Genomic DNA, 25763 nt, shown 5'->3' with positions numbered 1-25763 from the left:
AACCTAAAATAAGTTAAACTTATCATTTCAAATTATCAACTAAAAAATCACCATTACAAAAATACAGGGTGACATAGCCCTGTATTCCTCTCTATTATTCTAAAGCTAACACAATGATTTCATATTAAAAAAATTGGTGGTTTACATTTTTCTTTTATTTTTTGAAAAAAGTCAAAAAAAACGCTTGCTTTTAATAATGAGAATTATTATCATTAAGATGTACTTGATTAGAGCGTCGCAAGACTTCTGAAAAAGTATGACATTGCTCACATTGCTTCCAATGTTTGCCAGCCTAGCGCAACTATGCTGGCTTTTTTATTTTAAAGTGATTAAAAATACGATGTTTTGATAACTAATTGATCATCAATGACCATTTTCCATTGACCGTCCTCAAAATAAGGAGGCTTACTTACTTTGAATAAAGAATTTAAACCTAAAACCCCTACTTTAAAATCATCACCAATAAATTCTTGTATCGGCCCTTCAACGCTTTTAGTTACCCCATCTTTTTTATAATTGTAAATAACTTTGGCGTCTTTAGTGATAGTTATCACCATATATTCACCTTGCCATTTGCCAATATAGTTACTTTTTTCTGAAGGAATTGCATCAAGCCCGCCACATGCAGTTATAAAGATAGCAAGTATTAGAAATAGATAAACATGTTTTATTTTTTTTAATAATTTCATTTTTTTATTCCTTATATATTTAAAATTTATTTTTTAGTTATTGATGGTATCAAATAAAATAAGTAATGCTGCACTGCCGCCAAATTCTTTCGGTGCTTGATGAAAACAAATGATATTAGGATGCTGGGCTAACCACATTGGGGTTTGTTTTTTTAATATGTTTTTACCGTGCCCATACATGATGCAAGCGCAATTGGCATTTTCTTTTAAACAAACGGCGATTAATGCTGCTATTTCTTTTTTCGCTTCTTGCAGAGTTAATCCATGTAAATCTAAAAAGAATTCAGGTGCATAAAATCCACGTCGTAATTTTTTCAATTCATTAGGATCTGAGTTTTCACGACTATAACGAATCGGATCTTCTTGTAATAGAGGTTGGTAATCATCAGAAAAGTAAAATTCATTATTTACTTTTTCATGTTGAATTTTTTGATTTTCTATTAGCTTTTGAGATCGTTTTTGAGGTTTATGAATCACAGTATCTTGTTTGAGCAGTTTTGTTTTACCAATACTATTTTTAAACAAGTCTATGTCTTCATGATCTAATATAAATTTATTCGACATTGATTCTCACTCTGGATAAACTTTTTCTTTAAATTCACACAAATCTTCGATAACACAAGATCCACAACGAGGTTTTCTAGCAATACACGTATATCTACCATGTAATATTAACCAATGGTGACAATTTATTTTGTACTCCTTTGGTACCACTTTCAGTAACTTCTCTTCAACTGCTTCAACGGTTTTACCTGGAGCAAAACCAGTTCGATTACTTACCCTAAATATATGTGTATCGACCGCAATAGTTGGCCAGCCGAAAGCTGTATTTAACACAACGTTGGCTGTTTTTCTACCCACACCAGGTAGCGCAATTAATGAATCAAAGTTTTCTGGGACTTGTCCTTGATATTTATCAACCAAAATCTGACAAGTTTTAATAATGTTTTCAGCTTTACTATTATATAAACCTATTGTGCGAATATAATCTTTTAATTTATCGACGCCTAACGCTAAAATTTGCTCTGCAGTGTTTGCAATCGCAAATAACGGTTTTGTAGCTTTATTAACACTAACATCTGTAGCTTGGGCTGAAAGTACAACGGCAATAAGTAGCTCGAACGGTGTTTGATACACCAATTCGGTTGTAGGATCTTTAATATGATCTTTTAGTCTTTCTAAAATTTGTATTCGTGTTGATTGTTTCACAATATATTATAAACATAAGATGGTTAATTAATATTATATACTTTTATTTTAGATTTAACCGTAGGATCTATTGAGTTTTTATAAAAGTTAAGACTATTAAAAATCTATCTATTGGAAAATAATAAAATATTTTTACTTTTGAATTGTTTTTTCTTTTTTATTTAACATTTACCTGCAGAAATCACCTGCTTTTTAGCATTGGCTTTTTGTGGTAAGCTAGCCAACTATTTTTTAATTTCATCATTCAAGGTTTATTATAAAAATGTCATTACCAATGATTGTCACCTTTGCTGTTTACATATTAGGAATGATTGCTATCGGTTTTTTTGCATTCCGTGCAACGCAAAATTTTGGTGATTACATATTAGGTGGGCGACGTATCGGTAGTGTAGTGACTGCACTTTCTGCTGGTGCTTCTGATATGAGTGGTTGGTTATTAATGGGATTGCCGGGTGCAGTCTTTTTATTTGGGATTTCACAAAGTTGGATTGCAATAGGTTTAATAATTGGTGCTTATTTAAATTGGCTTCTTATTGCGGGTAGGCTAAGAGTTTTTACTGAAATAAATCATAATTCATTAACTTTACCTGATTATTTTTCTCGTCGATTTGACGATAACAGCTCATTACTAAGAATTATTTCGGCAGTAATAATTTTAATCTTTTTCACAATTTATTGTGCTTCTGGTGTAGTTGCTGGCGCTAAATTATTTGAAAGTACATTTGGCCTTAGTTATGGCTGGGCTATGCTTGCTGGTGCAGGTGCAACCATTGCTTATACTTTTATCGGTGGTTTTTTAGCGGTCAGCTGGACAGATACTATTCAAGCTAGTTTAATGATGTTTGCATTAATTTTAACCCCAATCATGGTTATGATAAATGCTGGGGGTTTTTCAGATGCGTTGGCTAATATTCAATCATTAAATCCCGATTACACAAACATCTTTTCACATATGGATTTTATTGCCATTATCTCTTTATTAGGATGGGGACTTGGTTATTTTGGTCAGCCCCATATTTTAGCAAGGTTTATGGCTGCTGATTCACATGAAGTAATGAAAAACGCTCGTCGAATTAGTATGACATGGATGATTTTGTGTTTAGCCGGTGCTATTACAGTTGGTTTCTTTGGTATAGCTTTTTTTGCTAACAATCCAAATTTAGCTTATTTAATTGATGATGGTAAGCATGAACGTATTTTCATCGAATTATCTAAATTACTTTTTAATCCGTGGATTGCAGGTATTTTGCTTGCAGCTATCTTAGCTGCAGTAATGAGTACCCTAAGTTGCCAATTATTAGTTTGTTCAAGTGCATTAACTGAAGATTTCTATCGAGCATTTATCAGACCAAAGGCTAAACAACGAGAATTAGTTTGGGTTGGGCGTGTTATGGTCTTATTAGTTTCAGTTATTGCTATTTTACTCGCAATAAACCCAAATAACAGTGTGCTTGATTTAGTCAGTCATGCTTGGGCAGGATTTGGAGCGGCATTTGGCCCTATTGTTGTATTTTCGGTTTTCTGGGCTCGAATGACTCGCAATGGTGCACTAGCAGGAATGATAACGGGAGCAATTACCGTTTTACTTTGGATAAATTTCAATTGGTTTAATTTGTATTCCTTGATTCCAGGTTTTTTATTTGCGTCAATAGCAATAGTTATTTTTAGTTTATTAGACAAAAAACCAAATGAAATAGTCGAAGATCATTTTGAACAAGCGTATAAAAGATATCATAATAAATAAATGTAATTAAATAGAATAGAAACGTTAATAGGTAAAATATCATGACAAAAAATGTGATCAAACAACTGCAAGAGCGTGGGCTTATTGCTCAACTTACTGATGAAAACGCGCTAATGGAATTAATCGAAAAAAATCCTATTGCGCTATATTGTGGTTTTGATCCAACAGCTGACAGTTTGCATCTTGGTCATTTAGTTCCATTACTTTGTTTAAAACGTTTTCAATTGGCTGGTCATAAACCAATTGCATTAGTTGGTGGTGCAACAGGACTAATTGGGGATCCAAGTTTCAAAGCAGTTGAACGTAAGCTTAACACTGAAGATACTGTTATTGAATGGAGTGAGAAAATCAAACAACAAGTATCGCCGTTTTTGGATTTTGAATGTGGTGATAATGCAGCTATTGTAGCCAATAACTATGATTGGTTTGGTGGCATGAATGTTTTATCTTTTTTACGGGACATTGGTAAATATTTTTCCGTCAATTCAATGATTAATAAAGAATCTGTTAAGCAACGTATTGACCGCGATGAGTCAGGTATTTCATTTACTGAGTTTTCTTATAGCTTGTTACAATCTTATGATTTTGCAAGCCTAAACCAAGCACATAATGTCGTGTTACAGATAGGTGGTTCTGATCAATGGGGTAATATTACCGCAGGTATCGATTTAACTCGTCGTTTACATCAAAAACAAGTTTATGGTTTAACCGTACCATTAATTACTAAATCGGACGGAACCAAATTTGGTAAAACTGAAAGCGGTGCAGTATGGTTAGATCCTAAAAAAACCAGCCCGTATAAATTTTATCAATTTTGGATTAATACTGCTGATGCCGATGTTTATCGTTTCCTTAAATTCTTTACATTCATGTCATTGGAAGAAATTGATGCATTGGAAGAAGAAGATAAGAATAGTGGCTTAGCCCCTAGAGCTCAATATGTACTTGCTGAGCAAGTTACTCGTTTAGTTCATGGCGAAGATGGCTTAACCGCAGCGAAACGTATCACTGAAAGTTTATTTTCTGGTAAGTTAACTGACTTATCTGAAGCTGATTTTGAGCAGTTAGCTCAAGATGGTATGCCTACATTGGCTGTTGAAGAAGAGCTAGATTTGCAACAAGCAATCGTTAATGCAGATTTTGCACCTTCAAGAGGCCAGGCAAGAACAATGATTGAATCAAATGCTATTTCTGTTAATGGTGAACGTAACTCCACAACAGATTATCGTTTTTCTAGTAGTGATAAACTCTTTAATCGTTATACATTATTGCGTCGAGGTAAAAAATACTACTGCTTACTCATTTGGAGATGATTTCATGAAAAATATTTTATCGATTCAGTCTCATGTCGTATTTGGTCATGCAGGTAATAGTGCAGCTGTATTTCCAATGCGTCGTTTGGGTGTGAATGTTTGGCCTCTAAATACGGTTCAATTTTCAAATCATACCCAGTATCGTCAATGGACTGGATCGGTAATGTCAGCATCTCATTTGGTAGATATTGCTGAAGGAATTAATGCTATTGGGGAATTAGAACGATGTAATGCTGTATTAAGTGGGTACATGGGATCTCCAGAGCAAGGTAATGCAATCATCGACATAGTTAAGAAAGTAAAGGCAGTAAATCCTGAAGCAATTTATCTTTGTGATCCGGTAATGGGACATCCTGAAAAAGGTTGTTTTGTTGCGCCAGGTGTATCCGAATTTTTATGTAATACCGCTTTGCCTATTGCAGATATGATGGCTCCAAATATCTTAGAGCTAGAGGAACTTAATGGTAAACAACCAATCAGTAATGTTAATGAAGCAATTTTAGCCTGTCGTTCAATTTGTCAAAAAGGGCCTAAAGTGGTGTTAGTTAAACATTTAAGTCGCGCTGGTTATCAAAAAGATCGTTTTGAAATGTTGCTTGTAACTATGGATGAAGCTTGGCATATTGAGCGCCCGTTAGTCGATTTTGGTGTTAAGCAACCAGTAGGTGTTGGCGATGTGACTAGCGGGCTATTTTTAGCAAATATAATGCTTGGTAAATCAATGGTTGAAGCTTTCGAACATACTACCTCTGCAGTTTATGCTGTTATGCTTGAAACATTAAAACAAAATGAATTTGAATTGCAATTAGTCGCTGCACAAAATGAAATTGAAACACCGAAACAATGGTTTAATGCAAAAAAAATTGATTAATTTTTAAAGTATGTAAAAATATATAAAATTATGCAAAAATAAGTTAAAAATACGTTAATTGATGGAAGGCGAAATAAGAGAGAATGATGGAAAACAATATTACTTTGGGTAAGATTCTTTCCGATTTAAGGGATAACATGGGCTTAACCCAAAAAGATATCTCTGCTCAACTTCATGTTAGAACTCAAGTTATTTCAGAAATAGAAAATAATCAGTTAGTTCATGCCCCTTATGTTCTTGTTAAAAGCTATATTCAAAACTATGCAAAAATTGTTGGTTTACCTAGTGAAGAATATCAACCTTATCTTGAGGCATTAGCAAAGCAATATTCAGTAAAAAAACCTTTCAAACTTGAATCAATAGATAATAAAAAAAATCATAGTAAAAAGATTATCTTCATTGCTTTATCCATTTTTATTTTGTTATTAGGTGTTGGATTATATTACGCTACCTGTCAAAACAAAAATAATTATGTTGAAGTTAGCCATTATATTTCTCCTGGCGCCTCTGATCGTGTTAACAGTTAGCAAATTTTCGAATTCACATACAGACATTTGCCCCAAATCTTGTTAAGATCGCGACCTAGTTATTTTGTAATGTGATTAGGCATCTTATGAGTCATCAAGAATCACCAATTGTTAGGAGAGAATCTACCCGAATTTATGTCGGTGATGTGCCAATTGGAGGCGGAGCTCCGATTGCTGTCCAATCCATGACCAATACACGAACAACAGATGTAGAGAAAACAGTAGCTCAAATCCAAACGCTTGAGCGTGTTGGTGTTGATATTGTGCGCGTTTCTATTCCAACGATGGATGCTGCTGAAGCATTTAAATTTATTAAGCAACAAGTAAAAGTTCCCTTGATTGCCGATATTCACTTTGATTATCGAATAGCTTTAAAAGTTGCTGAATATGGTGTTAATTGTTTAAGGATTAATCCTGGTAATATTGGTAATGAATCGAGAATTCGTTCAGTAGTTGATTGTGCTAAAGATAAAAATATTCCAATACGTATTGGTGTTAATTCAGGTTCGCTGGAAAAAGATATCCAAGAAAAGTATGGTGAACCAACACCGGAAGCGATTGTTGAGTCTGCGATGCGCCATGTAGATATTCTTGATCGACTTGATTTTGATCAATTTAAGGTAAGTGTTAAGGCGTCAGATGTTTTTACCGCAGTTGATTCGTATCGATTATTGGCAAAACAAATTAAACAGCCTTTACATCTAGGAATAACTGAAGCCGGAGGCATTCGTACAGGTGCTGTAAAATCAGCAATTGGGCTCGGTTTATTGCTATCTGAAGGTATAGGCGATACATTAAGAGTTTCACTAGCTGCCGATCCGACGGAAGAAGTCAAAGTTGGATTTGATATTTTGAAATCTTTACGTATCCGATCTAGAGGGATTAATTTCATTGCTTGTCCAACTTGTTCAAGACAAGAATTTGATGTAATTAGTACCGTTAATACGCTAGAGCAACGACTTGAAGATATTATAACACCGATGGATGTCTCTATTATTGGCTGTGTTGTTAATGGTCCAGGTGAAGCGTTAGCTTCCACAATGGGTGTTGCTGGTGGGCACAATAAAAGCGGTTTTTATGAAGATGGTGTGCGCATAGGGCGTATAGATAATGAAAAAATGATAGATGAGTTGGAAGCTAAAATACGGGCTAAAGCCTTAATTTTGAAAAATAGAATAGCAACCACTGAACTATAATCTTATTAGATAGCGAATAAATATATGACTGAAAAAAAAATCCAATCAATACGGGGAATGAATGATTTACTCCCGAGTGATAGTGCAACATGGCAACAAATTGAAAAAATTGTCAAAGGTGTGCTAAATAGTTACGGTTATAATGAAATTAGAACCCCAATTGTTGAAGATACTGGATTATTTAAACGAGCAGTTGGTGAAGTGACAGATATCGTTGAAAAAGAGATGTATACTTTCAACGACCGTAATGATGAAAGTCTTACTCTTCGCCCAGAAATTACAGCAGGTTGTGTTCGAGCAGGAATTGAACATGGCCTGTTTTATAATCAAGAACAGCGCTTATGGTATTTAGGGCCTGCATTTCGTTATGAAAAACCTCAAAAAGGGCGTTATCGCCAATTCCACCAATTTGGTGTTGAAGTATTTGGCCTTGAAGGACCGAATATTGATGCAGAGCTTATATTATTAACCGCTCGTTTTTGGAAAGCTCTTGGTATTGAAAAGCATACTACACTTGAACTCAATTCAATTGGCTCAGTTGAAGCTAGATCCAATTACCGTAACGCGTTAGTTAGCTTCTTAGAACAACATAAAGATAAATTAGATGAAGACTGTTTACGTAGAATGTATACTAATCCATTACGTGTGTTAGATTCAAAAAATCCTGTTGTACAAGAATTGCTTAATCAGGCGCCAAAATTATTTGATTATTTAGATGAAGAATCTAAAAATCATTTTGATGGATTATGTCATTTATTGGACAACGCAGGAGTAAAATATAATATTAATCAAAGATTAGTTCGTGGTTTAGATTATTATAATCGAACTGTTTTTGAATGGGTTACTACCAGTTTAGGTGCTCAAGGTACCGTGTGTGGTGGAGGACGTTATGATGGGCTTGTTAGTCAGCTTGGTGGACAACCAACCCCTGCTGTAGGTTTTGCCATGGGCGTTGAGCGTTTAGTATTGCTTGTACAAGCGGTTAACCCTTCTTTAAATCGTGATAACTCGATTGATATTTATATGATATCTTCTGGTGATGAGCAAACAATATCTGCTGCACAAAGAACGGCGGAAACATTACGTGATGGTTTACCTGATAGAAGAATTGTTACAAATTACGGTAGTAGTAATTTTAAGAAACAATTTGCCAAAGCTGACAAATTAGGTGCTAAAATAGCTGTAATCATTGGCGAAAATGAAATTGCCAATCAAACAGTAACAATTAAAAATTTACAAACAGGCGAACAAGTTGAAGTTGCACAAAAAGAGATTGTTCAAACGTGTTTGGCAATATTGTAAGTTAAGGAAAATAGGAGAAAAACGTGAGTTATCAATTATCTGGCGAAGAACAAGTTTCAGAGATAAAAGAATTTCTTGCTAAAACGTGGAAAATCATTGTTGCAGTTATAGTAATTGGATTACTAGCTTTTTATGGCTGGCGTTACTGGCAATCTTACAAATTAGAAAAAACGATTGAATCTTCCGAACGGTATGAACAATTAATAGCTAATTTAGACAAAAATAATCCAGATTCAGCAAATGAATTAGTCTCTTTCGCGGAGAGTGATAATACTATTTATAGTGTTTTTGCTAATTTAAAAGCAGCTAAATTTTACGTTGAAGAATTGAAAGATTATCCAAAAGCTGAAAAGTTACTCACTGATTCATTAAGTAAGACTGATTCAGAAGTTATTAAATCAATCAGTTATATTCGTATTGCAAAAATACAATATCAACTTGAACGTTATCAAGATGTTTTAGCGACCTTAAATAAGGTAACTGAAAAAAGTTGGGTACCTGTCGTTAATGATATTCGTGGTGATGCCTATATGAAATTGAATAATTATGCTGAAGCTGTTGCAGCTTATAATGTTGCATTAGCTCCTTCTCCAGCTGATCAATCAGGGGAAAATTATTCTAAAGCTTCATTGCCTACAGAACAGTTAGATAAAAATATCAAAATGAAGTTAAATCAGGCTCAATACCTTAAAGATAAGCAACAAGCTGAACAAGAAGCTCAAGCCGCCAAAGATAAAGCAAAGCAAGAAGCAGAAGCTAACGTAAATGCAGCGCAAGAAAATAAAAATTAATTTATCCTAATATAAGGGTTTATACAATGAAGTTAACAAAATGTCTTTCTATTAGTGTTTTTATGTTTTCACTTGCTGGATGTTCATTGTTTGGTGGAGAAGAAGAGATAGTACAAGTATCACCTTCACCGAAAGTAAGTAACCAATTTTCAATAAAAGAAGTATGGCGAAATAGTACATCAGGCAATACACATATTTATTCATTATTAGGTCCTATTAATTATGATAATGCTATTTATGCTGCTAGCCGAAGCGGACAAGTTAAAGCTATTGATCTATTAAATGGTCATACAATATGGGATAAAAATTTGTCAAAAAGTACATTATTTAGCAGCAAAACAGCGCTATTTTCTGGCGGTGTAAGTGCAGATGATAAATATGTATATGTTGGAAGTGAACGTGCTGTTGTATATGCTTTAGATCGTAATGATGGTAATGTTATTTGGGAAAAACCGGTAAAAGGCGAAGTACTTGCTCGTCCTATTTCTTCTGAAGACAAACTCATTGTTTATACCGCAAGTGGTAATTTACAAGCTTTGAATCGTAATACCGGTGAGGATGTATGGGATGTAATGCTTGAAGTTCCACCTCTTTCATTAAGAGGTAATTCAACCCCAACAATTGCACATGGCGCAGCAATACTTGGTGATGACACTGGCCATGTAAATGCTTACTACTTAAACGATGGACAACTGATTTGGCAACAACGTATTTCACACCCAAGTGGATCAACTGAAATTGCAAAATTGAATGATGTTGATTCAACCCCTGTCATCGAAGGTAATTTAGCTTATGCAATTGGGTATAATGGAAATGTTGTAGCACTTGACTTAAGTAATGGTCAGATTGTATGGCGTAAAGAGATGGGGTCAACGCATAGTTTTGCAGTTGATAGTCAACATTTATTTGTTGTAGATCAAGATGATAATGTACAAGCCGTCAGCAAAAATGGTGGTACAGTACTATGGACTCAAGCTGATTTGTTACATCGTCAATTAACCGATCCTGTTTTATATGAAAACTATATTGTTCTTGGTGATTTTGAAGGTTATCTATATTGGTTAAATAAAGATAACGGTGAAGTCGTTGCTAAAACACAAGTTAGTAGTAGTGGATTGATTTCGAAACCATTAGTTGTCGACAATAAAGTTATTGTCCAAGCTAAAAATGGTGATATTTACGCATTCACAAAAAATTAAGGTAATTAGAGAAAAAATATGGTACCTGTTGTCGCACTAGTTGGTCGTCCGAATGTAGGAAAGTCGACTTTATTCAATCGATTAACTCGAACTCGAGACGCCTTAGTCGCTGATTTTCCGGGATTAACTCGTGACCGTAAATACGGACGAGCAGAAATCAAAGAGCATGAATATATAGTCATTGATACTGGTGGTATTGATGGCACCGAAGATGGGGTTGAAAGCTTTATGGCGGAACAATCCCTACAAGCAATTGAAGAAGCAGATATTGTCCTTTTTTTAGTTGATGCAAGAGCTGGTGCTATGCCTGCTGATCATGCAATTGCTAAGCATCTTCGTGCTCGTGAAAAAGCAACATTTTTAGTTGCTAATAAAATTGATGGTATTGATGCAGATAGCGCAATATCTGATTTTTATAGTTTAGGATTAGGGGACATTCATCCGATTGCAGCAAGTCATGGTCGTGGTGTAAATGTTTTAATTGAAACTGTACTCGATCCTATTTTCCATTTTGAAGATGATCAGCATGAAATCTTATCAAATGATTCAGAAGATGAAGAGCTTCCTGAATCTTATGATGACATTGAAGATGAAGCTGACTCACTCATCAACCAGCCAATCAAAGTTGCTATTGTTGGAAGACCAAATGTAGGTAAGTCAACACTAACTAATCGAATTTTAGGTGAGGAGAGAGTTGTCGTTTATGATATGCCCGGCACAACACGCGATAGTATTTATATCCCCATGACGCGTGATGATCGTGAATATATCTTGATAGATACAGCGGGAGTTCGTAAACGAGGTAAAGTAACAGAAACCGTCGAAAAATTCTCTGTTATTAAAACCCTGCAAGCGATAGAAGATGCTAATGTTGTTATTTTAGTAATAGATGCCCGAGAAGGCATATCTGATCAAGATTTGTCCTTGCTTGGTTTCATTATTAATAGTGGGCGCTCACTTGTTATTGCAGTCAATAAGTGGGATGGTTTATCACAAGATATCAAAGAGCAAGTAAAAACGACGTTAGATGATCGGCTTGATTTTATCGATTTTGCTCGTTTACATTTTATATCTGCACTTCATGGCAGTGGTGTAGGAAACTTATTTGACTCGATCCAAGAAGCATATGATTGTGCGACACGTCGTGTTAATACTGCATTATTAACCAAAATCATGCAAATGGCGCAAGATGACCATCAGCCACCATTAGTGAAAGGGCGTCGAGTAAAATTAAAATATGCTCATGCAGGTGGATACAACCCACCAATTGTTGTTATTCATGGTAATCAGGTTGAAGATTTACCTGATTCTTATAAACGCTATTTAATGAATTATTTTAGGCGCTCATTAAAAATTATGGGATCACCAATACGAATTCAATTTAAAGAAGGCGCAAATCCATTTGAAGGTCGAAAAAATAGTTTGACGGCTTCCCAACAACGTAAACGTCGTCGTTTAATGAAACATGTACGAGGGCGTAAATAACGTATGACAACAAAAAAGAGTATTGATGAGGGGCAAGAAGGTATTTGTCCGAAATGCCATAATAAAATGGACATTGTGTCGCCACAACATTATGACTGTCCTTATTGCAAGCAACATTATCTAGAACAGTATATCTGTCCAATTTGTCAGCAAAGTGCTCAAATAGTTAAAGGTTGTGGTGCTATAAACTACATTTGTCACACTGATGGCTTAATCTCCAGCAGTAAAGTGATATTTCATTATTTACCAGAATAGAAATTTATATTTAAAGCCATAAGAGGTTATTTTATGCGAATTATTTTGTTAGGCGCACCAGGGGCAGGAAAAGGAACTCAAGCTCAATTTATTATGCAAAAATATGGCATTCCCCAAATTTCAACGGGTGATATGTTGCGTGCAGCGGTAAAAGCAGGTAGCCCGCTAGGTCTACAAGCAAAAGAGCTTATGGATCATGGTAAGCTTGTTACTGATGAGTTAGTTATTGCTTTAGTTAAAGAGCGTATTGCACAAAGCGACTGTGAAAAAGGCTTTTTATTAGATGGTTTTCCTCGCACAGTTCCACAAGCGGATGCAATGAAAGAAGCCGGAATTAATGTAGATTATGTGCTTGAATTTGATGTACCTGATGAAGTTATTATTGATCGTATGAGTGGTCGCCGTATTCATGCTGGTTCAGGACGTGTATATCATATTCGTCATAATCCGCCGAAAGTGGAAAATATTGATGACGTAACGGGTGAACCATTGACTATCCGTAAAGATGATAATGAAGAGATTGTTCGTAAACGTCTTGTTGAATATCATGATTTAACTAAACCTTTAGTTAACTATTATCAACATGAAGCGAAAGAAGGTCGAACTAAATATTACCGCATTGATGGAACACAAGCTGTTTCAGCTGTGACTAATGAATTAACTAAAATTTTAGGTTAATTTTTAAAAAGAGGGATTATACTCATCCCTCATATTATCAAATTTATTATTTAGCTGAGTTAAGTGCTTGCTCTAAATCTTCAATAATATCATCGATATGTTCGATACCAATTGATAAACGTATCATTTCTTGGCTTACACCAGCTTTTTGCAATTCTTCATCATTGAGTTGCCTATGCGTAGTTGATGCTGGGTGACAAGCTAATGAACGCGTATCGCCAATATTGACTAAACGAATAATCAATTTTAAGGCATCAATAAATTTTGCACCAGCTTGCTTTCCTCCTTTAATGCCAAAAGACAAAATCCCGGCAGGTAATCCATTATCCATTTGTTTTACGGCTAAATGATGTTCAGGATGATCAATAAGCCCTGCATAATTGACCCACTCAACTTGAGGATGTGAAGCCAAATACTTAGCAACTTTAAGTGTATTTTGGCAGTGACGTTCAATACGTAAAGAGAGTGTTTCAAGACCTTGCAATAATAAGAACGTATTAAATGGCGATAAAGCTGCTCCCATATTTCTAAGAGGTATTACTCGACAACGTGCAATATAAGCTGCATCACCAAAGCTTTCAGTATAAGAAACGCCATGATAAGAAGGGTCTGGTTGGTTTAACATAGGATACTTATCGGCATGATCTTTCCAACGAAATTTACCAGAATCAACTATCATTCCACCTAAACTATTGCCATGCCCACCGATATATTTAGTTAATGAATGTACAACTATATCAGCGCCAAATTCAAATGGTCGACAAAGGGCAGGGCTGGCAACTGTATTATCAACAATTAATGGTATACCATGCCGATGGGCAATATCAGCAAGTGCAGTCAAATCAACAAGGTTACCAGCCGGATTACCTATACTTTCACAGTATATTGCTTTAGTTTTGTCATCAATTTGGTTTTCGATAGCGTTTAGATCATTGTGTGGTGCAAATTTAGTTGTAATACCAAAATTAGGCAATGTATGAGCAAGTAAATTATATGTGCCACCATAAAGTTTAGACACTGAAACAATATTTTCTCCAGCAAATGTGATGGCTTGTATTGCGTAAGTAATAGCAGCCATACCAGATGCTACCGCAAGAGCGCCTATACCACCTTCAAGAGCAGCAACACGTGCTTCAAGTACTGCATTTGTTGGATTTGTTATTCGAGTATAAATGTTCCCCGCGACTTTTAAATCGAATAAATCGGCACCATGTTGTGTGTCATCAAAAGCATAAGATGTCGTTTGATATATTGGAACAGCGACGGAGTGAGTGGTTGGTTCAGGAGTATAGCCTGCGTGCAAAACAATTGTTTCTGGTTTCATATAAGAGCCTCATATTTACAACTATAAGACTCTTATTTTGTGCAAAAAATTACCAAAAAGTAAAGAATTATAAAACCATTCTCACTATATCTATTTCACCTAATTCTTTGTATAAACTTTCCACCTGATCAATATGTGTTGCATTAATCGTAATTGAAACAGAATGATAATTACCTTTACTACTTGGTTTAATCGACGGTGTATAATCTCCAGGCGCATGGCGCTGAATAACTGACACCACTTTATCAACTAATTCAGGTTTTGCTTCACCCATTACTTTATAAGTGAAAGAACAAGGGAAATCTAATAATTCATTTAATTTTGTTTGTTGCATAATAGTCTTTTTCTCGTTTTATCAATATAACTACTAACTTTTGCTAATATATATAGTCAATTTATTATTCTTCAAGCCATAAACATCACTTTTTAAAGCTTATAATTTGATCTATGATAAGCAAATTCTAACATAGCTTAGTAAAACCTACCTTACTATTATTCTAAAAGGCTAAAATAACATGTCATCCCAATCCGCTAATAAAGATAAAGAACCTTTTGGTACATTACTTGGTTATGCACCAGGTGGTGTCGCAATTTATTCATCTGATTATGAAACATTAGATCCTGAACAATTTCCTAATGATGCTTCATTTCGAAGCTATTCTGGTCATGAGTATATGGGGTACAAGTGGCAATGTGTTGAATTTGCCAGAAGATTTTTATTTTTAAATTATGGTATTGTTTTTACTGATGTTGGCATGGCACATGAAATTTTCTCGTTAAGGTTTCTTCGCCAGGTTATCAATGAAGCAATTTTACCATTACAAGCATTTGCTAACGGCAGTAAAAAAATGCCAGAAGCAGGAGCATTATTAATATGGGATGATGGCGGTATATTTGATAGAACAGGCCATGTTGCTATTGTTACTGAAGTTTTTGATAATAAAATTCGAATTGCGGAACAAAATGTTATCCATACCCGACTTCCTATTGGTCAGCAATGGACGCGTGAGTTGGAGATGACCGTATCTGATGATGGTTTTTATTTACATGATACTTTTGATGATACCAAAATTTTAGGTTGGATGATTCAAACAGATAATACACTTTATAGCCTACCACAACCTGAAGTTAATAAGCACTTACTTGATATCCACAGCGTACACATTGAAAATCATGGTCAATTTGATGGCAAATGGCTAAACGAAAACGATCCATTAGAAAGCGCTTATGTGTCAGCAACTGGCCATGCTATTAGTCATGATGATCAATATCGCTATTTCACTATTTCTGAAAGTGCAGAACAGGAACTTATTCGTGCCACAAATGAACTTCATTTAATGTATTTATATGCTACAGATAAAGTATTAAAAGATGACAATTTATTATGCAATTTCAATATTCCTGAAATTCTTTGGCCTAGACTTCGGTTATCTTGGCAGCAACGACGTTATCAAATGATCACCGGCCGATTAGATTTTTGTATGGATGAGAGAGGCTTTAAAGTTTATGAATACAATGCTGATTCTGCATCATGTCATACCGAAGCTGGAAAAATATTGGAAAATTGGGCAATCCAAGCCGAATTAAATGTTGGGGTAAACCCGAGTGCAGGATTACTCAATGCTTTAGCTAGTTGTTGGAAGCATAGCGACGCAAAAGCATTTATACACATTATGCAAGATAATGACAATGAGGAAAATTATCATGCACTATTTATGCAAAAGGCCCTGACCCAAGCTGGATTTAAAAGTAAAATTTTACGAGGACTAACCGGGCTAAGATGGGATAAACGCGGACGTTTAGTTGATGATGAAGATCGTCAAGTTACCTGTGTCTGGAAAACGTGGGCATGGGAAACTGTACTTGAACAATTACGCCAAGAAAGTGAAGCACAAGTAGCAGGATTGCCGATTCGAACATGGCATCCTGAAAATGCGGTTAGATTAATTGATGTATTGCTGCGGCCTGAGGTATCTGTTTTTGAGCCTTTATGGACTGTAATCCCAAGTAATAAAGCTATTTTACCTGTATTATGGTCTCTATTTCCGAATCATCGTTATTTGCTTGAATCTACATTTGAACTTAATGACAACTTAATCAAAAAAGGCTACGCAATTAAGCCTATTGCTGGGCGAAGAGGTAGTGATATTGAGTTAGTTGGTAGTCATGAACAAGTGTTGGATAAAACTGTTGGACGATTTGCAAAACAGGAAAATATTTATCAAGAATTATGGTGTTTGCCAAAAGTTGATGATCGTTATTTGCAAGTTTGTACTTTCACCGTTGGTGGTCATTATGGAGGTGCGTGTTTACGTTCTGATCCTTCTTTGGTTATAAGAGGAGAAAGTGATATGCAACCACTACGAGTGTTAACGGATGAAGAATTTTTAAAAGAAAAATCAAAAAAAAGTTGAGGAACGGGGTTTTTGAGGTCTAATTTAACAATTTAGTCATTAATTAGTTGAATATTTATAACTTAAATCATTATAAAGAATTAAATATGACAAAAAAATCATATTATCTTTTGGGTTAACAATGACAACAACTTGCTATTTCTGATAGAATTGATTTAATTAAATAATAATTACAAAAAATATAAGTAATTTAAAGGAATATCAGGAAATATATGGCAAACACATTACTCCGAAGTGGTGATATAAAAGATTTTAAAATGCTCGGGCATGATGGTAAAGCAGCTTATCTTGTTGCTTCTCAAATTCGAGAAATGTTTCGAGTCAAATTAGGGCGTCAATACTCAGATTGTTTAGCTATCCCACAACGTAATGATCAGGGTAATATTGTTGATTGGTATATCCCTTTCGATTCAGACTCACCTGATGGGGAATATGATATTGTTCCTTGGACGTCGGCTAGTGAATCAGAAAAAGAATCTGCCCTAGTTTTGCTTAAAGATTTTGAAAACAAAGTTATCGAATTAGGTCAAAAATTATCTAGAAACCCCAATTTAGAAGGTGACCAACTACTTTTTAGTCGGCTTATCTATGATCCTAAACAAAGCGCAGATAGCCTTGAACCTAATTTGATGGCGATACGCTTTCCTAGCAATCAGTTTGTTTATATTGTTAATGGCAAACCCGTTATTACTTTTTGGGGCTTTGTTAATCCGCAAACACCACAAGCGACCTCGCCATTTTATTGTTTAGAGGCCTTTAGAAGTACAGCACCTGCACCTTCTCAAAAAATACCTGTTGTTGTTAAAAAGCCTTGGTGGAAGCGTTGGTGGGTTTGGTTATTGGGATTATTACTCCTTTTATTACTATTGTTAGCGTTGCTGTGGTTAAAAGGTTATTGGTTAAAACCAAGTATAACTTTAGATCCAAATGTCTCGATAGATAATAAAGTTAATTCTTCTGTTGTTAACAATGAAAAGAAAGAAGAAAAACCAGAAGAACTCAAAAAACCAGAGGATAATAAACAGGATCCTGAGGGAAAACCTAAAGAAGTTATCATAGATAACAGGCCTGTTGGTGTGGTTAATGGTGTCGTATCAAATCGGACTGTTGCTGTAGATCCTAATGCAGTGAATGTTGTTTCTACCGATTCTGCTGCTGTTGATAATTCAGCCGTACCGCCTGCTGCTCCAAACGAAACAGTAGAAAATATTGCAAATGGTGTTACAGATCCACTTCAACCTACGCCTCCTGATGCAAATAATCCTGATGATAAAGGAAATAACGGTGATCAAGGTGATCAAGGTGATCAAGGAAATAAAGGGAGTGAAGATAATAATACCCCGAATAATCCTAATTCGCCTGATGATAAAAACGTGGATCAAAATGGTCAGAATAATGACGATAAAAATGCTCAAACGACACCACCAGATGTCGTTAATAATTCTGAAGCTAACACTTCTAATCAAGGTAATTCACCTGCTACCAATGCTAATCAATCCCAAAATTTAGCTTTACCTACTGATGCATTAAAGCAAGGGTCAACAAACTTTTTAAATGGCCAATGGTCAGTTGGAGCCGGTATTCAAGATAAAGCAACCGGTAAACCATTACAATTAAGTTATAATTTTAATCAAGGCAATGGTGAAGTGACGCTTACTCGTAGTGATGGCGTCAAATGTGTTGGTAAGGTCGGTAGTGGTATTCAAAACGCGAATTTAAATATTGTGGGTAATACCGAAGCTACTTGTAGTGATAATACTAAATATAAATTACCAAATATTCAGTGTAAACCTGGCAAAAATAATCAAGCTGATTGTCAGGGAGTTTATGATAACGGGACTTCATTCCCAATTACGATGAAAAAACAATAGGTTTGTATATGCTTCCAGAAATACGCAATTATGGTCAAGAAGTCACACTTATCATGAATAGTGGAATTCAGTTTCTTGATTTTGCATTAAAAATAGATTGGAAAGATAATAAATGGCGAAGTAAAGTTAATGGCTGTTTTATTGATCCATCAGAAAGCGGAGCACTAGTTAGATTAATTGAAGATATCGATAGTGGTAAATTTTTTGCGCCGGATAATCTCTCTTTTGCTGTTACGCCAACTCAAGAGATAAGTGTTGACCAATCATTAAAACTGTTTGATGGCATTTGGTTGCCTGTGCCAGTTTTAAGATCAATGCCACCAGAGCGTTTTGATAAAGGCCCGCATAACTGGAGTCGAGTTCGAATTGTTAGTATTCCAGAAGGTGAAGATGCTGATGGCAATACACACCGCATTACATTCGCCTTAGATACAAAAATTTTCAGCAATATGCAGGACGTTGCTTATTTAGCGCCGACTGAAAATGATGTCAAAACAGGAGCTGTTTTTAGTTTAGCTCATCGTTCAGATCAAGTTGCTTGGTACTTAGAGCAAAAGTGGATCACCAGTTGGTTAATTGATCTATTTCAAGAGTTAGCGCCCCAACCAGAGCGACTAAAAATTCATAAAGATGATATTGAGTTAGAAATAAATAATAAAGCTTACTATGGTCATTATTTAAATATTCTTAATTTGCTTGCTGATTCATTACAGTTACCAAAAATCAAAATTGTCTCAAATAATCGAGATGATGTGGTTAAATCAATTCCTGTTGATATGATTTTAGATGTTGGTAATTCTAGAACATGTGGAATACTAATTGAAGATCACGTTCAAGATAAAGATAGCTTAAATCGTCGCTATGAGCTTGAAATTCGGGATTTAACTCAACCTGAACATATCTATAATGAACCTTTTGAGAGCCGAGTAGAATTTGCACAAACCTTTTTTGGTAAAGAGCACTTTTCTTTACAAAGTGGACGACGTGATACTTTCCGCTGGCCTAGTATTGTACGAGTTGGAAAAGAAGCCAGTCGTTTAGCAAGTCGTCGTGAAGGGAACGAAGGTGCAACGGGGCTTTCAAGTCCAAAACGTTATTTATGGGATCAGGAGAAGTATGAGCAAGGTTGGCGATTCAATTCTCATTATGTGAAGAGCGATCATGAACCCTTTGCAACGGCAGAGCCGTTCTCTAGCTTAATTAATGAATATGGTGAAGCACTGCATGTCCTCAGTAATGAAATTGAGGAAGAATTTGATCGTAAAATGCCTGTGTTTCATCCAAAATATTCACGTAGCTCACTGATGACATTTATGCTATGTGAAGTATTAATGCATGCTTTAATGCAAATAAATAGTGTTGCTCAGCGTAATAAGCTTGAACACGCTAGAACGCCTCGTAATTTACGTTCAATTATTCTTACTATTCCTCCAGCGATGCCAAAACCAGAACAAGCTATCTTTAAAAGCTGTGTTTATCAAGCTATCGGTTTGGTATGGAAAAGTTTAGGTTGGGATAGTTCTGACGATGATATAGATTTTAGTGATCCTGAACAATTAAAAAGTATATGGCCAAACATCCCTGAAATTTACATTCAGTGGGATGAAGCGACCTGTGGCCAAGTGGTCTATCTCTTTAATGAAACTCAAAACAATTATAATGGTCGATCAGAAGAGTTTATAGCTTCAATGGTCAGACCTGATAAAACCAATAAACAAAAATTAACGATTGCGACCGTTGATATTGGTGGTGGCACAACTGATTTAGTTATAAATGATTATGAACTTGATTATGGTGCTAATAAACAGCTTAGTGGCAGTAATGCTTACATTGTTCCGACACAACGTTTTCGTGATGGATTTAAAGTCGCTGGTGATGATATTTTACTTGATATTATTCAAGATACCGTTTTATCTTCGCTAAACAATGGCCTAAAACAAGCTGGGCTTGCAGATCCTAATCCGATTTTATCTACTATTATTGGTTCTCAGCAGGTATCAATACAAGATGCAGTACTGCGCCAACAATTAACTTTACAACTGTTTACGCCAGTAGGCTTGCATGTATTAAAGCTTTATGAGCTTTATGATCCATTACATGCTGAGCAGCATGTTTATAACATGACATTTAGTGAATTACTGCAAAATAATGCGATGACCGATCATGTTCTGAATTTTATCAATGAACCGATTAGTCGAGCATTAAATAATCCTGAATTTTCTGTGCTTGATTTAAATGTGGAAATTGACCTTAAACGTATTCATCACTTATTTATTCGTGGTGATTATTACAATATTTGTAAAACGTTTGATGCGTTATCAGAGATTATTAGTTGTTATCAATGTGATGTATTGTTATTAACTGGCCGTCCTTCGCGGCTGCCTGGTGTACAAAGTTATTTCCGTTCACGATTATCAATGCCAGTAGGACGTATATTACCATTACATGGTTATTATACAGGTGGATGGTATCCATTCCATAAACAAGAACGTATTGATGATCCAAAAACAACGGCTGCTGTTGGCGCTATGTTATGTTTTCTAAGTAAAAACTTAAGATTACCGAATTTCTATTTTAGATCATCGAATATGGATTTATATTCAACAGTCAAATACATTGGTTTATTAGATAATCTAAACATGATAAAGAAAGAAAATATTTATTATCAAGATATTGATTTAGATGATCCTGATTATGATTTTCCTGACCATTCTTTCGAAATTAGAGGCACAACAAGGCTTGGTTTTAAACAGCTTGAAATCGATCGTTGGCCGGCATCACCAATTTATATTTTGACTATTGAAAATAGTGATGTGGCTAAACGGTTAAGTGCTGAGGGTGTGGTTTTAGAGGTAACTTTAGGCATTAAAAATCGACAAAAAACTGTTGAGAATTTTTATATTAAAGATGTCAAAGCTTCAGATGGACGTGCTTGTAATAAAACCAAGGATATCAAACTTAATTTAAACACAATGGTAAATTCAGGTTTAATTAGCACACAATATTGGCTTGATAGTGGAATGATAAAACGATGAAAAATTTAAATGAACAACTCCCTAAATCTTGGGAACAGGTTTATCAAGCATCAGAACAGGCAATAGAGTGGGTGAGCCAAACCCGAGATTCATCAAAGCGTTTGAACAATGAGGCTGATAATTTAATTCTAGATCTACGTCGTTTGCGTAATAGCGCAAAACGATTGGGTGATGTGTCAACCAAGTCTGTTGCAGTGGGCTTTTTTGGATTGTCGCAAGCAGGTAAATCTTATCTCATTTCAGCGTTAGCTGCGGGTGAGAATGGTAAGCTTGAAACCGTTGTCGATAATGAAATTTTAGATTTTATTGATCATGTCAATCCTGTTGGCGGTGGTAAAGAGGCAACGGGACTTGTTACTCGATTTAGTCGTACCGCTAAAGGTGGCATTGCCAACTATCCGCTAGAGCTTAAACTTTTTCAAGAAATCGAAATTGTTAAAATTTTAATTAATGCATATTTTAAAGATTTTGATCAACAGAAAGTTGTGAATAAGATTGAATTTTCAGAGTTAAATCAACTTATTCAACAATCTGAAAATAAAAAACAATCTGATTATACGGGTGGTATAACTGAAGATGATATTGTTGATCTCTATGATTATTTATCTGAAAACTTTGGTAATTCACTTGAAGGTTTAAAAGGAGGGTATTGGGAGAAAGCTGTGTCTTTACTACCTTATCTTTCGACTGTAGACCGAGGTGCTTTATTCTCTGTGTTGTGGGGAGGCATAAGTGAACTCACTGCAATTTATGTGCAGTTAGCTACGACCTTGTCAAGTTTAAACCATGCTAATACTATTTATGCACCTCTTTCAGTATTGGTGAAGGAGCATGATGGTAAAAAGTCACAGATTGATAGCATAATGAATGTTGATATGCTTGAAAGGTTAAATACGGAGAAAGATTCATCTGTATCCGTTACACCACTTAATGGAATACCAACTTCGATATCATTAGCTCAATTAGCTTTTTTAACCGCAGAATTAATCTTCCCCTTAGTAAATCAAACTCGAGTACCAACTTTTGAGAAGGTCGATTTACTTGATTTTCCTGGATATCGAGGTCGATTAAATTTAATTTCTATCTCTGATGTTAAAGAAGGTAATCCAATTGCTCAACTTTTATTGCGTGGTAAAGTTGCTTATCTATTTGAGAAATATACTGATAGCCAAGAAATGAATGTTTTGGTTGTTTGTACTCCATCAGATAAACAGTCAGATGTTAATGATGTTGGTCCAGTATTAGAACGTTGGATTGATAAAACGCAAGGTGAAACTGCTGAGAAAAGAGCCACTAAAAAAGCTGGCTTACTATGGGCTATTACCATGTTTGATAAAAGAATTGGAGCATCATTACATCAATCAGAAGATAATCTAAGTAATACTTGGGGTAAAGGCGGCTTATTACAACAGACTATTTTAGAACGTTTTGGTAGCTATGATTGGTTATCCAATTGGTCAAATAATGGTAAATTTAATAATGTTTTTTTGGTTCGTAAACCTGGATTTGATGTACCGTTTTTAAATGTCGACGCCAAGGCAAATCTTGAACTATCTTATAATGATAATTATCAACAAGAAATGTCAATTTTGAAAAAGACATTTGTTGAAAATCCAGATATTAAAGAGTATGTAAGCGATCCAGACCAAGCTTGGGATGCGATGTTGAAGCTAAATGATGGTGGAATTGGTCGAATTAGTCAATATTTAGAACAAGTCGCTATTACTGAAGTTAAACAACAACGAATTGTTGAGCAACTCAATGAAAAAATAGATTATATCATCAATATGCGTTTTGATACTTGGTATCAATCGGGTAGTGATGAGGAGCTTGGTAAGAAAAAGCAAGTCATTAGTGGTGTAGTAAAAGAACTGCAAGGTAAAGCGTTATTATTAGGCGAACTACTTAAAGTTTTAGAATTGCCTGATCAAACTATTCGAGCCCTTTATCATTCAAGCCATATAAATAATGAAGTTAGCAGTACTGGTGGTGATGATATAACCGATAATTCTTCAAACGATTTTGGTTTAAATACTGAATTTGAGCTTTTCCCCGATTCTAGCTCTCCTCTAAAACCTAAAGCTGTTGCGAGTTTACCTACTGAATCAAAATTTGCGAAAAACGTATTTACTGCATGGTTGGAGCATTTAAGAAATATTGTATTAGATAAACATATATTACAATTTTTTGGACTTGAACAAAAATCACTCTCTTTTATTGTTGAAGAATTAATAACTGCCGCTAACCGTTTAAAACTTGAAGCAAGTTTAACGCAGAAAATTTTAGATATCGAAAATATGGGAAGTAAACGTGATGATCTTGAGTCTCGACAAATTAGCTCTATTCATCTCTTTTTGACCGACTTTATTGCTTGGCTTGGGTTTATTCAAGGGCAAGCAAATGAAATACCGACAAGCCGTGTTAATGAAGGTAAACCTATATTTTCTTCACCGTTGAGCCAATTTTCAAGTCAATTATCTCATCCACTTCCAGTGCTTGATGATAAGACTAAAAATTATTCTCAGTTTGCTATATTTGATTGGTTTATTGCATTTGCTGTACTGGCTCAAGAAAATGTTGGTCATCATGCTGGACGTGAAATCAGCCAAGAACAAAACTCTCAACTTGGTGAGGTTTTAACTATCTTTAAACAATCACAAATAAAATAATATGTTGTGATTATATTAGATGGTTATCATTTAATAATTATAAAATAAGGTAGCTTAAACTACCTTCTATTATGAAAGATTTATCAATTCATATTGATAACATTATAATTGTGAGATAGAGGATATCATGGCATTAAAAATTGAATTAGAAGGCTACAAGCCAGGTATTGCTAAATTTTTGGCACAAAAATGGAATGGTAGTGCTGATATTGATATGCTTATTCAACGTAACCAGGATGGTTATTATTTATCAGGTCTTAATCAGTGGGGACCAGAAAAAAATTGGCATACATTAACTAATATGTCGGTAGATAATGAGCAATTAACTGGCCAAGTTGATGAGTGGTTAGTTGACTCATTATTGTCTCAAGAAAACCGTGTTAGATTTCTTATTCAGATCCGTGATAAGCAAAATGAAAGTTATACCGATAGTGGTGTTGTTAATATTGGTGAAACAGTATTTCCATCATCTGCTCTAAATACTCAACAATCTGATGCTATAGAAGAAGATAAAATTGAGCCTGATGAGATTGTTTCGAATTTTACTGAATCAGATTCTAAAGCACCTTCAGAATCTGACGTTCCTCAAACTGAATTGCCTGTTGCTGAAGAAGAAAATCAGGTAATTGCCGAGCCTGAAGTTGAAATAGAAGCAGCTCCTGAGCCTGAGCCTGAACCAGCGATTACACCAGAAGAAGTTTCTACTCCACAACCAGTTAAATCAAAAAGTAAAAAGGGAATAATTATCCTAATTTTTATCACATTATTAGTTTTAGCTGGTCTAAGTGTAGCGGCATGGTATTTCTTCTTTTCAAAAGATAAGAGTCCTTTGACTGCGACAATGAATAGTCAGTGTGACGTTACAAATGCAAACAGTAATGATTTATCTTTTATTCAACAGTGTTTACAGTCAAAACCTGATACGGACGCAATAATTGAGATAATAAATCAAGCAAAACAAACAAATAAATGTAATATCGCTCAGCGTTTATATGCTAATCAGTCTTTGCTGAATGCTAAAATTGCTTTGCTTTATGCTAAAGAATATGATGAAAAATTTTATCAAGATAATCAGTGCTTTAAAATTGATAAAGGTACCGCAATTTATTGGTATGAAACATCATTGAATAATGATCCTAATAACGTTTTAGCTAAAGAACGCCTAGCTGAATTGCAAAAATAATAAGGTGC

Annotated in this window: 21 protein-coding genes; 16 read left to right on the top strand and 5 right to left on the bottom strand. The window is 35.1% G+C overall.

Going from position 1 to position 25763, the window contains the following annotated elements; translation table 11 throughout:
* Positions 1-329 precede the first annotated feature (329 nt).
* Genes J3U00_RS07665 through nth form a run of 3 tightly spaced genes read right to left on the bottom strand, consistent with a single transcriptional unit; the run spans position 330 to position 1898 of the window.
* Positions 330-689: a hypothetical protein gene (locus J3U00_RS07665; protein ID WP_065562915.1), complete on the bottom strand. Its 360-nt coding sequence runs from the start codon at positions 687-689 to the stop codon at positions 330-332.
* A gap of 33 nt (positions 690-722) precedes the next feature.
* Positions 723-1253, bottom strand: a complete 531-nt coding sequence (gene smrB / locus J3U00_RS07660) for an endonuclease SmrB (RefSeq protein WP_267332079.1) — start codon at positions 1251-1253, stop codon at positions 723-725.
* A gap of 6 nt (positions 1254-1259) precedes the next feature.
* Positions 1260-1898, bottom strand: a complete 639-nt coding sequence (gene nth, locus J3U00_RS07655; RefSeq protein WP_065562913.1) for an endonuclease III — start codon at positions 1896-1898, stop codon at positions 1260-1262.
* Between the two features lie 256 nt (positions 1899-2154).
* On the opposite strand from nth, the gene putP reads away from it, so the two are divergent.
* The 11 genes from putP to adk all read left to right on the top strand — a co-directional run bounded on the left by putP (position 2155) and on the right by adk (position 13259).
* Positions 2155-3642, top strand: a complete 1488-nt coding sequence (gene putP / locus J3U00_RS07650) for a sodium/proline symporter PutP (protein WP_416379903.1) — start codon at positions 2155-2157, stop codon at positions 3640-3642.
* Positions 3643-3683: 41 nt separating this feature from the next.
* Positions 3684-4955, top strand: coding sequence for a tyrosine--tRNA ligase (gene tyrS, locus J3U00_RS07645; protein ID WP_267332077.1), 1272 nt, complete (start codon positions 3684-3686; stop codon positions 4953-4955).
* Between the two features lie 4 nt (positions 4956-4959).
* Positions 4960-5826, top strand: coding sequence for a pyridoxal kinase PdxY (gene pdxY / locus J3U00_RS07640; RefSeq protein WP_267332076.1), 867 nt, complete (start codon positions 4960-4962; stop codon positions 5824-5826).
* A gap of 86 nt (positions 5827-5912) precedes the next feature.
* On the top strand, positions 5913-6353 hold the full coding sequence (locus tag J3U00_RS07635) for a helix-turn-helix domain-containing protein (protein ID WP_267332075.1): 441 nt from the start codon (positions 5913-5915) through the stop codon (positions 6351-6353).
* Between the two features lie 86 nt (positions 6354-6439).
* Positions 6440-7549, top strand: a complete 1110-nt coding sequence (ispG, locus tag J3U00_RS07630) for a flavodoxin-dependent (E)-4-hydroxy-3-methylbut-2-enyl-diphosphate synthase (RefSeq protein ID WP_065734952.1) — start codon at positions 6440-6442, stop codon at positions 7547-7549.
* Between the two features lie 24 nt (positions 7550-7573).
* A complete protein-coding gene (hisS, locus tag J3U00_RS07625; RefSeq protein WP_267332074.1) occupies positions 7574-8851 on the top strand; it encodes a histidine--tRNA ligase in 1278 nt (425 codons plus the stop codon).
* A gap of 23 nt (positions 8852-8874) precedes the next feature.
* Entirely contained in the window at positions 8875-9642 is a 768-nt protein-coding gene (locus J3U00_RS07620) for a YfgM family protein (RefSeq protein WP_267332073.1), read from the top strand.
* A 26-nt stretch (positions 9643-9668) separates the two neighbouring features.
* Positions 9669-10841: an outer membrane protein assembly factor BamB gene (gene bamB / locus J3U00_RS07615; protein WP_065562905.1), complete on the top strand. Its 1173-nt coding sequence runs from the start codon at positions 9669-9671 to the stop codon at positions 10839-10841.
* A gap of 18 nt (positions 10842-10859) precedes the next feature.
* A complete protein-coding gene (gene der, locus J3U00_RS07610; RefSeq protein ID WP_267332072.1) occupies positions 10860-12326 on the top strand; it encodes a ribosome biogenesis GTPase Der in 1467 nt (488 codons plus the stop codon).
* A gap of 3 nt (positions 12327-12329) precedes the next feature.
* Positions 12330-12581 (top strand): zinc-ribbon domain-containing protein, encoded by a 252-nt coding sequence (locus J3U00_RS07605; protein ID WP_220225282.1) that lies wholly within the window; start codon positions 12330-12332, stop codon positions 12579-12581.
* Positions 12582-12614: 33 nt separating this feature from the next.
* Positions 12615-13259: an adenylate kinase gene (adk, locus tag J3U00_RS07600; protein WP_220225281.1), complete on the top strand. Its 645-nt coding sequence runs from the start codon at positions 12615-12617 to the stop codon at positions 13257-13259.
* Positions 13260-13305: 46 nt separating this feature from the next.
* Here the strand turns inward: adk and J3U00_RS07595 are convergent, their stop codons facing one another.
* Together J3U00_RS07595 and ybeD are read right to left on the bottom strand one after the other, a co-directional pair.
* On the bottom strand, positions 13306-14583 hold the full coding sequence (locus J3U00_RS07595) for a bifunctional O-acetylhomoserine aminocarboxypropyltransferase/cysteine synthase (protein WP_267332071.1): 1278 nt from the start codon (positions 14581-14583) through the stop codon (positions 13306-13308).
* A 67-nt stretch (positions 14584-14650) separates the two neighbouring features.
* A complete protein-coding gene (gene ybeD, locus J3U00_RS07590) occupies positions 14651-14917 on the bottom strand; it encodes a DUF493 family protein YbeD (RefSeq protein ID WP_034883735.1) in 267 nt (88 codons plus the stop codon).
* 181 nt (positions 14918-15098) lie between these two features.
* Here ybeD and gss point away from each other — a divergent pair, with 181 nt between their 5' ends.
* The 5 genes from gss to J3U00_RS07565 all read left to right on the top strand — a co-directional run bounded on the left by gss (position 15099) and on the right by J3U00_RS07565 (position 25755).
* Positions 15099-16997: a bifunctional glutathionylspermidine amidase/synthase gene (gene gss, locus J3U00_RS07585; RefSeq protein ID WP_267332070.1), complete on the top strand. Its 1899-nt coding sequence runs from the start codon at positions 15099-15101 to the stop codon at positions 16995-16997.
* 212 nt (positions 16998-17209) lie between these two features.
* Positions 17210-18868 (top strand): SrfA family protein, encoded by a 1659-nt coding sequence (locus J3U00_RS07580; RefSeq protein WP_267332069.1) that lies wholly within the window; start codon positions 17210-17212, stop codon positions 18866-18868.
* Positions 18869-18876: 8 nt separating this feature from the next.
* Positions 18877-21903, top strand: a complete 3027-nt coding sequence (locus J3U00_RS07575; protein WP_267332068.1) for a virulence factor SrfB — start codon at positions 18877-18879, stop codon at positions 21901-21903.
* Positions 21900-24572, top strand: coding sequence for a putative virulence factor (locus J3U00_RS07570; protein ID WP_220225275.1), 2673 nt, complete (start codon positions 21900-21902; stop codon positions 24570-24572). The genes J3U00_RS07575 and J3U00_RS07570 overlap by 4 nt, the downstream gene beginning before the upstream one ends.
* Positions 24573-24699: 127 nt before the next feature.
* A complete protein-coding gene (locus J3U00_RS07565; protein WP_267332067.1) occupies positions 24700-25755 on the top strand; it encodes a hypothetical protein in 1056 nt (351 codons plus the stop codon).
* Positions 25756-25763 lie beyond the last annotated feature (8 nt).

This window comes from Gilliamella sp. B3127 (assembly GCF_026536935.1).
GTDB lineage: Bacteria > Pseudomonadota > Gammaproteobacteria > Enterobacterales > Orbaceae > Gilliamella > Gilliamella apicola_E.
This window is presented reverse-complemented; position numbering and strand designations above follow the sequence as displayed.